At 40.9% G+C, this 15,838-nt stretch carries 13 protein-coding genes; 8 read left to right on the forward strand and 5 right to left on the reverse strand.

What is annotated here, in order from left to right; all coding sequences use genetic code 11:
• Positions 1–30: 30 nt before the first annotated feature.
• Positions 31–2,424: a penicillin-binding protein 1B gene (gene mrcB / locus FTV27_RS06065; protein ID WP_180077534.1), complete on the reverse strand. Its 2,394-nt coding sequence runs from the start codon at positions 2,422–2,424 to the stop codon at positions 31–33.
• A 152-nt stretch (positions 2,425–2,576) separates the two neighbouring features.
• Between mrcB and FTV27_RS06070 the strand changes: the two genes are divergently transcribed.
• Entirely contained in the window at positions 2,577–3,515 is a 939-nt protein-coding gene (locus FTV27_RS06070) for an NAD(+) kinase (protein ID WP_078189100.1), read from the forward strand.
• 2 nt (positions 3,516–3,517) lie between these two features.
• A complete protein-coding gene (locus FTV27_RS06075) occupies positions 3,518–3,784 on the forward strand; it encodes a YeaC family protein (RefSeq protein WP_078189099.1) in 267 nt (88 codons plus the stop codon).
• 92 nt (positions 3,785–3,876) lie between these two features.
• On the opposite strand, the gene FTV27_RS06080 is transcribed toward FTV27_RS06075, so the two are convergent.
• Positions 3,877–4,875, reverse strand: a complete 999-nt coding sequence (locus FTV27_RS06080; protein ID WP_180077535.1) for a glycosyl transferase family protein — start codon at positions 4,873–4,875, stop codon at positions 3,877–3,879.
• Between the two features lie 408 nt (positions 4,876–5,283).
• Between FTV27_RS06080 and FTV27_RS06085 the strand changes: the two genes are divergently transcribed.
• Together FTV27_RS06085 and FTV27_RS06090 are read left to right on the forward strand one after the other, a co-directional pair.
• The gene (locus FTV27_RS06085) at positions 5,284–6,630 is read left to right on the forward strand and encodes a dicarboxylate/amino acid:cation symporter (RefSeq protein ID WP_078194416.1); all 1,347 of its coding nucleotides are present in this window, start codon (positions 5,284–5,286) and stop codon (positions 6,628–6,630) included.
• Between the two features lie 170 nt (positions 6,631–6,800).
• Entirely contained in the window at positions 6,801–7,943 is a 1,143-nt protein-coding gene (locus FTV27_RS06090) for an acyl-CoA dehydrogenase family protein (RefSeq protein WP_180077536.1), read from the forward strand.
• Between the two features lie 143 nt (positions 7,944–8,086).
• On the opposite strand, the gene FTV27_RS06095 is transcribed toward FTV27_RS06090, so the two are convergent.
• Positions 8,087–8,617 (reverse strand): DJ-1/PfpI family protein, encoded by a 531-nt coding sequence (locus FTV27_RS06095; protein WP_180077539.1) that lies wholly within the window; start codon positions 8,615–8,617, stop codon positions 8,087–8,089.
• Positions 8,618–9,189: 572 nt separating this feature from the next.
• On the opposite strand from FTV27_RS06095, the gene pheA reads away from it, so the two are divergent.
• The 4 genes from pheA to FTV27_RS06115 all read left to right on the forward strand — a co-directional run bounded on the left by pheA (position 9,190) and on the right by FTV27_RS06115 (position 14,197).
• Positions 9,190–10,299 carry a prephenate dehydratase gene (gene pheA / locus FTV27_RS06100; RefSeq protein ID WP_180077541.1) on the forward strand — a complete coding sequence of 370 codons (1,110 nt, stop codon included), beginning with the start codon at positions 9,190–9,192 and terminating at the stop codon, positions 10,297–10,299.
• Between the two features lie 69 nt (positions 10,300–10,368).
• Positions 10,369–11,460: a histidinol-phosphate transaminase gene (hisC, locus tag FTV27_RS06105; RefSeq protein ID WP_078189092.1), complete on the forward strand. Its 1,092-nt coding sequence runs from the start codon at positions 10,369–10,371 to the stop codon at positions 11,458–11,460.
• 3 nt (positions 11,461–11,463) lie between these two features.
• Positions 11,464–13,713, forward strand: coding sequence for a bifunctional prephenate dehydrogenase/3-phosphoshikimate 1-carboxyvinyltransferase (locus tag FTV27_RS06110; protein WP_180077543.1), 2,250 nt, complete (start codon positions 11,464–11,466; stop codon positions 13,711–13,713).
• Positions 13,714–13,825: 112 nt separating this feature from the next.
• Positions 13,826–14,197, forward strand: a complete 372-nt coding sequence (locus FTV27_RS06115; protein WP_180077544.1) for a hypothetical protein — start codon at positions 13,826–13,828, stop codon at positions 14,195–14,197.
• A gap of 83 nt (positions 14,198–14,280) precedes the next feature.
• On the opposite strand, the gene FTV27_RS06120 is transcribed toward FTV27_RS06115, so the two are convergent.
• Both FTV27_RS06120 and FTV27_RS06125 read right to left on the reverse strand, forming a co-directional pair.
• A complete protein-coding gene (locus tag FTV27_RS06120; protein WP_180077547.1) occupies positions 14,281–14,805 on the reverse strand; it encodes a hypothetical protein in 525 nt (174 codons plus the stop codon).
• A gap of 282 nt (positions 14,806–15,087) precedes the next feature.
• Positions 15,088–15,714: an alpha/beta hydrolase gene (locus FTV27_RS06125; RefSeq protein WP_180074072.1), complete on the reverse strand. Its 627-nt coding sequence runs from the start codon at positions 15,712–15,714 to the stop codon at positions 15,088–15,090.
• Between the last annotated feature and the right edge of the window lie 124 nt (positions 15,715–15,838).

Here is a 15,838-nt window from a genome sequence, read left to right on the forward strand (position 1 = left end):
AACGTTTTTAAAACTTTAATGTTTTGCAGTTTAATTTGAATACTCTCCACTTGAGATGATGCGAGGTTGATCAGATGAACCCTGATCATTATCGACATCACTTTCACGAATGTAGTCACCTAAACTATCATTTTGTTCCTGAGTTGGCTGCGTCTCTTCAGTATCAACTGTGTAAGGTTCTACTTCATATTGTGTCGAACCACATGCCGTAGCCTGATTTGGAATAGAGTTACGCGACAGAGGAATATACATCGCACCTGTACAATGCTGCGCAGATAAATTACCTGAATAACGGTCTAACCAATGCCATTGTACGCTGTCTGGTTGACGTAAATTAACTGGCTTTTGACGTAACTGCTTCATGACATTGGTCCAAACCGGAAGTGCTCCTGACGAACCTGTTAAGCCTGTAACTTTGTTGTTGTCTAAACCTAACCAAACCACACTTAAGTAATTACCTGAATAACCTGCAAACCATGAGTCACGCGTATCATTGGTTGTCCCTGATTTACCTGCAAGTTTGAGTGAAGCTGGTAATGATGCATAAGCAGAACGGCCTGTCCCTGAACTCATCACTTGTTGTAAACCGTAGTTCAAGATAAAGGCTGCATCAGGTGCAATAGTCGGTTGTACCGTTAAGCTATAACGATCTAATAAACGACCATTGGCATCGACCACTGAACGAATAGCTTTCACTGGATATTTGAAGCCACCGGTTGCAAAGTTTCCATAGACACTCATGACTTCCATCGGTGACATATCGATAGCGCCGAGGTAAATCGAAGGGTAGTTTGGAATATTAGAAGTCACACCAAACTTTTTCAGATGGTTAATAAACGTGGACATACCGAACTCTTGACCTAAGCGTACCGCAGAGAGGTTATAAGAGTTTGATAGGGCATCGACCATTGGTACGACACCATGTGCGCCACCACTATAGTTTTTCGGGGTCCAAGCTTTGCCATCACTTTGAATGCTGATCGGACTATCTTCGATTTGACTCGCCCAGTTATAACGGTTGGATTCTATCGCACTGAGGTAAATCACAGGTTTTAGCAATGAACCGACTTGACGTTTAGCATCCATTGTACGGTTAAAGCCGGTAAAGTCCTGCGTTGAACCGACTGCTGAAACCAATTCACCATTTTCAGGATGAGACACCAGTACCGCGCCTTGTAATTCTTTCAAGCGTGCTGGATTGGCATTGCTTAAACGTGCCACAGATTCTTTAAATGCAGTTTGTACACGAGTTTGAGCAATCGGGTCCATCGCAGTGAAAATACGCAGACCTTGATTGGTCAAATCGCTTTCTTGGTATTCAGTACGCAGTTGACGACGCACAATATCCATATAGTCTGGGAAGCGAGAAGGGCCCAATGTTGGTTTAGTAATGACATTTAATGGACGTGCAGACTCAGTTTCATATTGTTCCTGAGTTAAATAGCCCACGACCACCATATTATTTAATACAATATTACGACGTTTAATCGCACCTTCAGGGTTTTTCCACGGATTAAATAGGGTCGGGCCTTGAACTAGACCGACTAAATACGCCTGCTGAGCAATATTTAATTCACGCAGCGGTAAACCAAAATAAAATTGCGAGGCTAAACCATAACCATTGATTGAATAGTTACCGTTTTGACCTAAATTCACTTCATTTAAATAAGCTTCAAGAATTTCATCTTTGTCATAGTGGAGTTCAATCAGCATCGCCATTAAGGCTTCGTTGGCCTTACGTTTAATGGTTTTTTCAGGCGATAAATAGAAATTTTTCACCAATTGCTGAGTGAGGGTCGAACCACCTTGACGTTTACCACCGGTGACATTACTTACGATGGCACGTGCTGTACCACGAATGGAAATACCATGATGCTGATAGAAATTACGGTCTTCGGTAGCAATTAAAGCTTGGATTAAAGGCTTAGGTACTTTATCCAGTTTAATCAGAACACGGTCTTCATTGTGCTGAGGATAAATACCACCAATTAACATCGGCTCTAAGCGGGCAATACCACTGCTTGAAGGCTTGGTCGCACTTACCTCAGTGATTTGATCTTCACCAAAAGTCACTTTAAGAACTTGTTCAGGGTCGACACTATCACCAAAGTCAAAACCACGCGTGTGGATATAGGTTACATTGCCAGAAGTAACGTAACTCCCTGTTTTCGCATAGCTATCTTGAGCGTTATAGCCCAAAAGTTTCAGTTCTTGGTTGAGGTCTGCTTGGCTTACAGGCGCATTGGTATAAATTTCTAAAGGACGAGCAAATACCTTGGCTGGAATATCCCAACGTTGACCTTCGAATTTGTCCCGTACAATATTATCTAGACGAATAAGATAAATGCTGAACACGAGAAATCCGCCGATAATCAACAGCGAAAAAATCAGTGCAATTATGCCTATGCCACGTTCAGACTTCATAAATAGTGATAAGACCCTGAGAAATTTTGCTAATCATGCGAAGCTTTTCAGTATTTTGCAATATTTAAACTGTTATATGTATGCAAAATATTGGAAGCTACTTCACTAAAGTCGAAACTTTAAAGTTTTTTTAAATCATTTCTGTTAGTGATATGATACCAATGAGGCGAAGCGGAGCAAAAGCGCAGGTGCAAATTTCACATAAATCATTTCGAAACATTGGGTTGATTGGTCGTCCAGACAAATCATCAGTGATCGAAACCCTATGTTTGATCCACGATCATATTTTGAGTTTGGGATTACATCCTGTATTTGATACGCAAACAGCGCAGCTGGTTCCCTACAATAATACTCAGACGGTCAGCCGTAATTTATTGGGTGAAGTTGTCGATTTGGTGATCGTAGTTGGCGGTGATGGTTCATTGCTTCATGCTGCACGTGCCTTGGTGAAATACAATACTCCTGTGATTGGGGTGAACCGTGGTCGTTTGGGCTTCCTGACCGATATCAAACCGACAGAAGTGATTTTCAAGTTAGATCAAGTGCTTAAAGGTGAGTTTCAGCTAGACCGACGTTTCTTGTTGGAAATGGAAATTCGCTCGAAAGGCGAGTCGATTTATGATGCTGTGGCTTTAAATGATATTGTGCTGCACTCGGGTAAATCGGTACATATGATCGACTTTGAACTGAATATTGATGGGCAATATGTATACCGCCAACACAGTGATGGTTTAATTGTTTCGACACCAACTGGCTCTACAGCTTATGCATTATCTGGTGGTGGTCCGATTGTCCATCCAAGTATGGATGCGATTGCCTTAGTGCCAATGCATCCACATACTTTGTCGTCACGGCCGATTGTCGTAGGTGGACAAAGCGAAATTAAAATTTTGATTCGTGAAAACCGTGTTTTACCAATGGTCAGTGCCGATGGTCAACACAGTGTATCATTGGGTGTAGGCGATAGTTTACATATCCGCAAACATCCATTTAAGCTCAACTTATTACATCCACCTGGTTATGACTTCTATATGGCATGTCGTACCAAGCTAGGCTGGAACCAAGATTTTGACTCATTAAAGCAGGATTAATTATGAATATTGAACAGATGCTTGCCGTACTCGATCCTGAAATTGTTGGTCGATTAAAAACGGCAATTGAAATTGGTAAATGGCCAAATGGCGTAGCGCTGACTCAAGAACAACGTCAAATTTGTATGCAAGCGGTGTATGCATGGGAAATTAAACATTTGCCAGAAGATGAGCGTAGTGGTTATATCGACCGTGGGACCAAAGAAGAAGATGAGCATTGTGACTCGCATGTGGAAGAACCTGAGTTCAAGCCGATTCGTTTCGTTTAATCTATTTTCTTTCTGATTGAAAAAGCCAGCTTAATGCTGGCTTTTTTATTGGCTTGATGCATGCCTAGATTTATTTCTTCATATCTGCTTATTTAAGCGTGACGATTTGCCCACATGGTTTTGGCAGTTTGCATGGCTTCATCAAAACTTGCGACTGCACCCATGGTATATAGTGCGATTCCCATGGTTTCGGTGACTGCGATTTCACCATATTCATGTGTCTGCTGACCGTCCCAAACGGCTTTAAAAACGGCCAAATCAAGTTCTTCTTCGACTGGACTACGGTTGTCCGTCAGTTTAGGCAACTCATGTTCATACATTTCACCATCCTTGATACCACAAATTAAGGTTTTTGCATCGGGGTTACGTTCGAATTCACCACCTTCACCCTTAATGACAGCACTATTTTGATAACCCAATTGAAATGCCGCACGTTGGTGTGATCCACGATAGGCTGGATGGAAAATAGCTTGCATGGTGGCTTTGGCATTAAATGGATTTATCAGACGCGCAAGGGTGTGAATTGGGGAACGTAAACCCATCACATTGCGCAGTGAAATTAAATCACTGAGTATTGGTGAAATGACGTCGAGCGGAATATAAGCAAAATGACGTTGTATGAGTTGCTGTTCCACATCTGTATCATTTTGGCAAATAGGAAAACCCAAATACTCTAATACTTGTTCTGTATAAAGGCGGTTAATGGTATGACCTGAAGCGCCATGCATTACGACATTGTAGCCGTGTTTTGCTAGCGTTAATGCGGCCAATAAAAACCAAGGATAATGTTTGCGTTTACCTGCATAAGATGACCAATCTAAATCAACATCAAGTTTTTTAAACTTGAGCTGATCACGTGTGGCTTGGACAAAGCCAGTGAGTTCATCAACTGATTCTTCTTTTACACGCAATAACATCAAGAAAGCGCCCAATTGAACGTCTAAAACCTCATCTTTTAAGATCATGCTGAATGCTTGGTAGGCTTCATCATAAGTGAGCGAACGTGCGCCATTTTTACCTTTACCCACGATACGGACAAATTGCGCAAAAGGATGTTCAAAATCTTTGTAAATATTTCGTTTATTGTTCATGCAAATACAGGGCTTAAAATTAGGACTTAAGGATAGTTTACTTCTATAGTTGGTATTTTTCAGCCTGATAATGAGTGTAAAAAATGCAGTATTTAGACTATAGTCTAATGATCTCGGTCTATTATTTAACCGAAATTAACATTTGTGGCAGAACAAGCCATTAAAAAACAGGTAAAATTTAACCTACTTTAGTATGCGTTTCATCTCCTGATCAATGTGCTGATTCTATATCAGGTCCTGATGTGATTATTTAATCACCATACATATTTCGTTTTTCTGTATTTGGCTAAGTCAAATACCTTTGGTGCTCTTTTGTCGAAGACAAAGGGGTTTTGGGCTGTTTATTTTTTGAAAATAGACAAAAACTGAATATTTCTTTGAAGCAGAAATATATCGTGAAGTAATGTCATGGCTAAAAAACCAATTTATAAGTCACTATATTTTCAAGTGATCGTTGCCATTATTGCGGGTGTATTGGTGGGTCATTTCTCACCAAGTGGTACGCAAATTATCAATGGTACCGAGCAATACGTAAAAGGCTGGGGTGAATTGTTCTATCCACTAGGACAAGGTTTCATTAAGCTAATTAAAATGATTATTGCACCTGTGATCTTCTGTACCGTGGTAAGTGGTATTGCAGGCATGGAAAGCATGAAATCTGTGGGTAAGACAGGTGGGGTCGCTTTACTATACTTCGAAATCGTTTCGACCATCGCACTCATTATTGGTCTTGCAGTGATTAATATTGCAAAACCAGGTGTGGGCATGAACGTAGATCCAGCATCTTTAGATACTGCAGGTATTTCTAAATATGTTGAATCTGGTGCAGCACAATCTACCCAAGAATTTTTTATGAATATCATCCCAAACACCGTTGTTGGTGCGTTTGCTGAGGGTGAAATTCTTCAAGTTCTATTATTTGCCTTATTATTTGGTTTTGCTTTGCATAAACTTGGTGATGCAGGTAAGCCTGTATTGAAGTTTATTGATCAAATTGCACATGTATTCTTTAACATTGTAAACATGATCATGAAGCTTGCACCAATTGGTGCTTTCGGTGCGATGGCTTATACCATTGGTAAATATGGTATTGGTAGTTTGGCGCAATTGGGTCAATTGATCATCTGCTTCTATATCACATGTTTGCTGTTTATTTTCATTATACTTGGCTCAATTGCACGTATTTGCGGTTTCAGTATTTTGAAAATGATTCGCATGATTCGTGAAGAGTTACTGATCGTACTGGGTACGTCATCTTCAGAGTCTGTACTGCCACGTATGTTGAAAAAACTCGAACTTGCTGGTGCAGAAAAATCTGTAGTGGGCCTTGTTATTCCAACAGGTTATTCATTTAACCTAGATGGTACGTCTATTTACCTGACCATGGCAGCAATCTTTATTGCACAAGCGACCAATACACCGCTTGATATTTCGCATCAGATCACATTGTTATTGGTTCTACTTATTTCTTCTAAGGGTGCTGCGGGTGTGACGGGTTCAGGCTTTATTGTCATGGCTGCAACACTTTCTGCTGTGGGTCATATTCCTGTTGCTGGTTTGGCATTGATTCTTGGTATTGACCGTTTCATGTCAGAAGCACGTGCATTAACCAACCTTGTAGGTAACTCATTGGCAACGATTGTAGTTGCGAAATGGGTGGGTCAATTAGACAAAGAAAAACTGGATTTTGCTTTGGCAAATCCTGAAGAAATTGACCGTCAAATGCAAGAAGAAGGCAATGCACATCATGCCTAAGGCAGATGCTGTGAGGTAAAAGATGTAATTTAAAAAGGAAGTTTCGGCTTCCTTTTTTTGTGGGTGATTCTTTATATTTTGAACGCCCAAGTTTTCAAACATGACGGCAGTTCTAAACTGCAATAGGATGGAGTTCAACAAAACAACAAACTCAACCAAGGAAGAAACACATGCTAGCTTATGATGCAGACTTAGAATTATTTCGAGATAACTTTCGCCGCTTTATGGCAGAGCATGTCGCACCACATTATGAGCAATGGGAACGTGAAGGCATTATGCCGCGTTCAGTATGGAATGCTTTGGGTGAAAATGGCTTTTTATGTGTGGATGTGCCTGAAGAATATGGCGGCTATGGCGTCCCAACGCATTATTCACTGATGCTAGTTGAAGAGTCGGCACGCGCAGGTTTTAGTGCATTATCGACAGGTATTTCATGCCATTCTGAAATTGCAGCACCTTATATTTTGCACATTGGTTCAGAAGAACAAAAACAGTATTGGTTGCCGAAAATGGTCACGGGTGAAGTGGTCGGTGCTATTGGTATGACAGAGCCGGGTGCAGGTTCGGACTTACAGTCTATGCGCAGTAGTGCAATTTTGCAGGGTGACTATTATCTTCTCAATGGTTCGAAAACCTTTATCTCAAATGGTCAACATGCAGACTTGGTGGTATTGGCCGCGAAAACTGATCCGCAAGCACGTGCCAAAGGCGTGTCACTACTCTTAGTCGATACACATTTGGATGGATTTAAGAAAGGTACCAACCTCGACAAAATTGGACTGCATGCGCAAGACACTTCTGAGTTGTTTTATGACAATGTCAAAGTACCGAAAGAGCAACTTTTGGGTCAAGCTGGACACGGCTTTGCTTACTTGATGCAAGAGTTACCGCGTGAACGTACCGCAATTGCCTCGACTGCAATTGGTGCGATTCGTGGTTCCATTGATGTGGCAACGCAGTATGTTAATGAGCGACAAGCGTTCGGACAGGCGATCGGACAGTTCCAAAATACTCGTTTTGTCTTGGCACAGGCTAAGATTGACGAATTGGCTACAGCGGCATTTTATAATCAAAATGTTGAACTTTATATGCAAGGCAAACTTGATGTTGAAACTGCAGCAGCACTCAAGAGCTTTTCTACCGATATGCAAATGAAAGTGGCCCATAATCTACTTCAATTATTTGGTGGCTATGGTTATATGACGGAATATCCAATTTCACGTTTCTTTGTCGATGCACGTATTCAGCAAATCTACGGTGGCACCAATGAAATTATGAAAGAAATCGTGGCACGAAGTATTTTAGGTCGATAATCAATTTATCAGGCTGAAATTAAAATAGCGAAGTGATGACTTCGCTATTTTTTTGACGATGTATTTCTACAGATTTGCGTGTTTGAATTAGATTATTGTTTGAATTAGATTATGCGGTTGAGTGTAAGTGAATATATTGAGATCTATGATAATGACGGTTGCCTTAAAACTTGCAGACAGACTTCAATAAATTCAGGTGTATCTAAAGTACTGCGAGACGATATATATAGGTTATTATCATTCACGACCGATTGATCCGACACCACCACACCTGCGTTTACTAAAGCAGATTTCAGCGTTTCAGATTGGGCGAAATGGCGACCTTGTATGACACCAGCTTCTAATAACAACTGTGGACCATGGCAACTGCTCAAGATCGGCTTTTGGCTATCTGCAAAATTACGTACAAAATAGATAAAACGGTCGTCTAAAGCGAGTTTTTCGGGGGAATAACCGCCGGGGATAAACAAGGCATCAAAATCATGCACAGAGGCGTCGTCGATACTCTGGTCAATGGTGATCTGGGAACGGCGTTTAATGCCGTGAACGATTTTTCCAACCTGATCTTCGATATTGATAATGCTGTGCCGAGCGGCTCGAAATGCCTCCACAGGCTCAAGATACTCAATATCTTCAAAATCGTAGGTCACTAACACTGCAATTTTCTTGTGCATACTTGTACCTATGGGTCTGTTATTTTTTTTCTGATATTTAGACTACAAAGCAATGAAAAAAATTACCTGTGTCTTTTGTAATAAATGCGTCAATGACTGTAAACACTAGATGAAAGTGCCTATTAAGTCACTGAAAAAACGATCAATGACCAAGTGTTTATATAGATCATCTTTAAGTTTCAAATTATTTCTATGCCATGAAAGCCAAGTTTTGAAATTTTTATTTTGCTTCAAGTATTGAGAGCAAAATTTAAAACTGAAATGACCAATGAAACAAATTGATTGATGGGCTTATACAACGAGATGGATCTGATGCAAATTTGGAGGAAAAGAGAAGGGCTATTTATTGTGCTGCTCAAGATGAATGATCAATAAAGCCGTCAAAAGGTAAGATTTGCCTTAATTATGGCTTTACCTATCAGTTTGGCTGTTTTGGCTCTTAAGTTAAGCTGATGAAGCTTTAATCAACTGTATGTTTTTAAGGCTGAAACCATCAAAGTCGTATTGCGCAACATTTGAAAGCTAACTATTGTTATACTGTTTGCAAAATTTTTTTGAAGGGCGACATAACAATGATCAACGATGATCAAAACACTCCGACTTCTCTGGACTTAGCTCAAATTCGTGAAGATATCGACTCTGTTGATATGCAGATTCAACAACTTATCAATCGTCGTGCGAAACTAGCTGAAGCTGTGGCAAAAGCAAAATTTGCTGCAGAAGAGAATCCATTGTTTTATCGTCCTGAACGTGAAGCGCAAGTTTTACGTAAAGTTATGGATCGTAACGAAGGCCCATTGTCTGATGTGACAATGGCACGTTTATTCCGTGAGATCATGTCGGCATGTTTAGCTCTTGAAGCACCGCAAAGTATTGCGTTTTTAGGTCCAGTCGGAACTTATACGCATTCGGCAGTGTTGAAACACTTTGGTCAAGACGCTGTAGTGCGCCCTCTTCCAACGATTGATGAAGTATTCCGCGAAGTAGAAGCAGGCAGTGCGCACTATGGTCTTGTGCCTGTAGAGAACTCATCTGAAGGTGTAGTGAACCATACCCTAGATTGCTTCAAATCTTCACATCTGAATGTTATTGGTGAAGTGGAGCTGCGTATTCATCATCAGTTCCTAGTGTCTGAAAACACACGTAAAGACAGCATTAAACAAATTTATGCTCATCAACAAACTTTGGCGCAATGCCGTGGTTGGTTAGATGCTCATTATCCAGGTGTAGAACGTGTTGCACTCAGTTCAAATGCAGAAGCTGCACGCCGTATTCGCAATGAATGGCACTCAGCAGCAATTGCTTCTGAAGTCGCTGCGAACATTTACAACCTTGAAATTTTGCATAGCAATATTGAAGACAATCCTGAAAATACTACTCGTTTCTTGGTGATTGGTCGTGAGAAAGTACCGCAATCGGGCAATGATAAAACTTCATTGTTGATTTCTGCGCATGACCGTGCAGGGGCGCTGCTTGAAATTCTTGCACCATTTGCAAAACACAATATCAGTTTGACCAGTATTGAAACACGTCCTGCCTTGCCTGAAAAATGGGCCTATGTCTTCTTTGTTGACCTTGAAGGCCATGTAGAACAAGACAATGTCAAAGCAGCGATTGAAGAAATTCGTCCATTGGTTAAAGAAATTCGTGTATTGGGTTCATATCCGATTGCTGTTCTTTAAGATCACAACTGTGATCAATTCCATCAGGAGTTGATCACCTTCATCATTTGAAAAAACTGGAAGTGTAAAATGACGTTTGTCCCAGCCAATGAAGGCATTGCAAAGCTAAAGCCTTACCAACCAGGTAAACCAATTAGTGAACTTGAGCGTGAGTTGGGTATTACAGATATCGTAAAACTCGCATCAAATGAAAACCCATTGGGTTGTTCTGACAAAGTGAAAGAAGCGGTTGCTGCTGAACTTGCAGAAATTGGTCGATATCCGGATGGTGGCGGTTTTATTTTGAAAGACCAAGTTGAAAAACAATTTGGTATTGCACATGACCGCATTACGTTGGGTAATGGTTCAAACGATCTTCTAGAAATTTTCGCTCGTGCTTTTGTTTCAGAGCAAGACTCTGTGGTGTATAGCCAACACGCATTTGCTGTGTATGGTCTGGTGACACAAGCAATTAATGCTGAAGCGATTGAAGTGCCTGCAAAAGGTTTTTCACATGACCTAGATGCAATGGCTGCGGCAATTAAAGACAATACTAAATTGATTTTTATTGCGAACCCAAATAATCCAACAGGTACATGGTTTGAAGAAGCTGAATTTGAAGCGTTCATGCAAAAAGTACCTGCAAATGTGATCGTGGTTTTAGATGAAGCTTATGTGGAATATTTCCCAGAAAATTTCAACAGCTTAAAATTCTTAGATCAATACGCAAACTTAATTGTGAGCCGTACCATGTCAAAATGCTATGGCTTGGCTGCACTACGTGTAGGTTTTGCTTTGGCTTCAGTTGAAGTGACGGATTTCCTTAATCGTATTCGTCAACCATTTAACGTGAACCATCTTGCGATGGTGGCTGCAGTTGCTGCACTTAAAGATGAAGCGTTTATTGAAAAATCACGCGTAGTGAACAAAGCGGGTATGGCTCAACTTGAGTCAGGCTTTGATGCTTTAGGTTTAGCGTATGTGCCTTCACGTGCCAACTTCATTTTAGTAAATGTAAAAGCAGATCCTGCACAGACTTTCAATGCTTTATTAAAAGAAGGTGTGATTGTTCGTCCAGTTGGTATCCCCGAGCATTTACGTGTATCAATTGGGACTGAAGCTGAAAATGCTAAATTCTTAGCTGCATTGGCTAAAGTTTTGGGCTTAGAGGCTAAAGCTTAAGTCATGTCTGTGCCACTATTTGAAAAAGTTGCTTTTATTGGGCTTGGGCTGATTGGCTCAAGCCTAGCTCGCGTCATGATTGCTGAAGGTTTAGCTAAGGAAATTGTAGCGTCTACGCGTTCACAAAAAACTTTAGAAGATGCAAAAGCTTTAGGGCTTATTCAGCAGGGTTATAGCGATCCTGCTGAAGCGGTCAAAGGTGCAGATCTCGTTGTCTTGGCTTTGCCTGTACGTGCGACACAAAAAGTCCTTGAAGCGATCAAGCCTTATCTATCCGAACAGACGATTATTACCGATGTTGGGAGTACCAAAGGCAATGTCGTTGATGCAGCGAAAGCAGTCTATGGTGAGCAATTACCTGCTGGTTTTGTACCGGGGCATCCGATTGCTGGGGCTGAACTAACAGGTGTGCATGCAGGTAAGGTAGATTTATTTGCTAATCACAAAGTGATTTTGACACCATTACCTAGGAGTGCAGATTGGGCTGTAGAGAAACTGATTCAATTGTGGCAAGCTGCCAAAGCGGAAGTGATTTGCATGGATGTGGAAAAACACGATGAAGTGTTGGCCCATACCAGTCATCTTCCGCATTTGATGGCATTTAACTTGGTTGAGCAACTTGCGAACCGAGAAGACAATTTAGATATTTTCCGTTATGCCGCTGGCGGTTTTCGTGATTTCTCACGCATTGCTGCAAGCGACCCACATATGTGGCATGACATCTTTTTTGCTAATAAAAAGGCAATTTTAAATGCGGTAGATGGCTTTGAAAAACAATTGGCTATTCTTCGCAAACTGATTGAAGATGAAAACTCACAAGCGTTGATGGGACTGTTGGGGCATGCACAAGCGGCACGTCAACATTTCAATCACATGCTCGCAAAGAAACCACTGATGGAGAAAAATAAAGTGACGACACAGCAATTCAAAATTTTACCGGGTCCAAAGCAATTCCAAGGTAAATTTACTGTGCCAGGTGATAAATCTGTGTCACATCGCTCTATCATGTTTGGTGCTATTGCAGAAGGCACAACGCATGTCACGGGTTTCCTTGAAGGTGAAGATGCCTTGGCAACCCTTCAAGCATTCCGCGATATGGGTGTGAGTATTGAAGGCCCTAAAAATGGCGAAGTTACCATTCATGGTGTAGGCATGCATGGTTTAAAAGCTCCTGCAGGCGCTTTGTATATGGGTAACTCAGGCACTTCAATGCGTTTGCTTTCAGGCATGTTGTCGGCACAGAAGTTTGATTCGGTGATGACGGGTGATGCGTCATTATCAAAACGTCCAATGGAACGTATTGCAAAACCATTACGTGAAATGGGTGCGCAAATTCAAACCACAGGTGAGCGTGGTACGCCGCCCGTGTCTATTTCTGGAAGTCAAAACCTTAAAGGTATTCACTACGACTTACCTATGGCATCTGCACAAGTAAAATCTGGTATTTTGTTGGCAGGTCTTTGGGCGGAAGGTGAAACTGTTGTCACTGAGCCAGAACCGACACGTGACCATTCAGAGCGTATGCTTCGTGCATTTGGTTATGACGTGAAAACAGAAGGCAACCGCATTTCACTTCAAGGTGGTGGCAAGTTAGTCGGTACAGACATTCAAGTACCCTCTGACATTTCATCTGCAGCATTCTTTATGGTGGGTGCAGCGATTACTGAAGGTTCAGATGTCACACTTGAAGCGGTCGGCATTAATCCAACACGTACAGGTGTGATCGAAATTTTAAAACAGATGGGTGCTGACCTGACTGTTGAAAATGAACGTATCGCTGGCGGTGAGCCGATTGCAGATATTCGTATTCGTGGTTCACGTACACTCAAAGGCATTCATATGCCAGAAGATCAAGTGCCATTGGCGATTGATGAATTCCCAGCGTTATTTATTGCTGCTGCATGTGCAGAGGGTCAAACCATTTTGACTGGTGCAGCTGAACTTCGAGTGAAAGAGTCGGATCGTATTCAAGTGATGGCAGATGGCCTAAAAATTATGGGTATCGATTGTACGCCAACCGAGGACGGCATTATCATTGAAGGTCAAGGCAAAGCGGGTGAGTGGGGTGCAATCTTCACAGGTGGTCAAATCGAATCACATCATGACCACCGTATTGCAATGAGCTTCTCAATGGCAGGTTTACGTACTTCGGGTGAAATTAATATTGTGGGTACAGAAACTGTTGCGACCAGCTTCCCGACATTTACAGAGCTAGCGACTCAAGCCGGTTTAACGATTGTGGTAAGTGAATAAATAATTCACTAAATTTGTATATTTATTCAACAACAGCCAAGCAAATGCTTGGCTGTTTGGTTTTAATTGCTTATGCTAAAACCATACAACAAGAATGTCTTTGGATAGATACATGAGAAAACTACAATTCACCGCGCATAGCGAGTCAAATCGAGTTGAAAGCAGTGCTGATACGCAAACTCAGGTTGCTGAATTATTGGCAAATAAATTAGAGTGTTATGGCTTTCAAACGTTATCGCAAAGTGGTGATCAGATTGCAGTCAGTGTCGATCAGCATGAATTGCCGCTTTCAGTGACATGTCAGGGGCAGGATGAATCCGGTCGTCTAGTCTGTGAAATTACCTCTTATCCAGATGAAGACCAAGATTGGTTAGATCGTATTACCGAGCAAAGTCTATTGAACCAATTGGCTCAAGCGGTTGAAAACAGTTTAAAAGAAGAAGAGTCATATAGTGAGTTTCAATGGAAACAAATGACAAAGTAATCTGAAAAATTGAATTAAAAATCATCCATAAAAAAGCAGCATAGCGCTGCTTTTTTGTTTTTTAACGGAATGTATTTACAACGTTATAGACATTCAATATTGATTGGATTGATGGTTCGATTGCTCTTTTTCACATAGTCACACATATTTTCTGACTCTTGTTCATTGAGTCCCCAAAACACGATCACACCACGTTGATCAGTCAATTTGCTATCGCTTAAATAAATATAATGAGTGTCATGATAGTTTTTATCGAGCATATCTTTATATTTTTGATCGGTAAAAGATGAACAAGACGAAATTTCAGCTTCTTTACACACCGAGTCACTTGAACAGCGTTGCTTAAAGGTTGAAATCATATTCATGGTGTCAGTGCTGTTGAGTTGGGCTTCACACACTTGGCTGTTGGGAAAGTCATAGACCATTTTTAAGCTAAAATCACGACCATTGACATTCATCTTGTATGACGCAGTCAAATAGGCTTTGGGACCATCATTGGTTGCAACCGTAGATGCAGGCAAATTCGTTGTTGTGGAGGGCGTTGAATTAAAATAATAAACCAAAGCTGCAATGCCTAGACTTAAAATCACAGCAACAATAAATTTCATTTTTCCCTCTAAATTTTATCTTAATTTTTTGGGGTATTATTTCTGTAGTTAGTCATTTAAACAAGTAAATTATTGGTTTTTCGATAAAAAATTGAGGCGTAATCAAAATTAAACGAGCGTCGGCTTAGGTCATTACATTTTGAATAGATAATGATCACCAATGCATTTAAATGATGGATAAATCGAAAAGTGATATAGGTGAATTTATCTGGAATATTTGTTGAATTAAGCAGTCAATAGGCAAAAAAAATGAGCCAGATAAGCTGACTCATTTTTTGTTTTCTAGACTAAAAAGCGTGAAATCGCGATACGAAGCTGTTTTAGATAACCCGTAAAAAAGTGGTTTGCACCGGGTAAAACCGTGATTAAATGGCGCTGCGGTTTGGCCCATTGAATTAGGTCAGATAATAGTGTGACATTATCTTCTTCACCGTGAATAAATAAAATATCACCCTTAATATGCGGCGTCACATAGTGACGCACACCTGCAACTGTTGTGGTTGGTAGTCCGCATAAAATAGTCTGTACAGGCTGTAATTCTACAGGCAATAGGGCATAGCATTTAGTCATGACATTTGCACCAAAACTAAAACCGCCTGCATAAAATGGCAGGTTCGGATGTTGGTTACGAGCAAATTCAATGACTTGCATAGTGTCTTTAGTTTCACCATTGCCTTCGTCATGTATTCCTGCACTTTGGCCAGAACCACGGAAACTTGGGCGATAGACTACATAGCCACGTTCTAAGAACATTTGCGCTAAAAGCACAGGGACTTTGTGCTGTGGTGTACCACCTTGCAATGGGTGAGGGTGTGTAACTACCGCGAATCCTTTCACTTCACCCTGTGGATAATCAACAAAAATTTCAAGTTGACCCATCGGCCCTTGAATGAACAGTTGTTCTGACATAATGACTAAAATGTGAAAGCGGGAGAGACTATAGTTTACAGATTAATATTATCTAAAACACAGATTGGATTTGAAAATACTCTACTGTTATAGTTTGTTTAATTAAAAATTAATCAGGATGTTT

This window comes from Acinetobacter sp. YH12251 (assembly GCF_013417465.1).
Classification (GTDB): domain Bacteria; phylum Pseudomonadota; class Gammaproteobacteria; order Pseudomonadales; family Moraxellaceae; genus Acinetobacter; species Acinetobacter amyesii.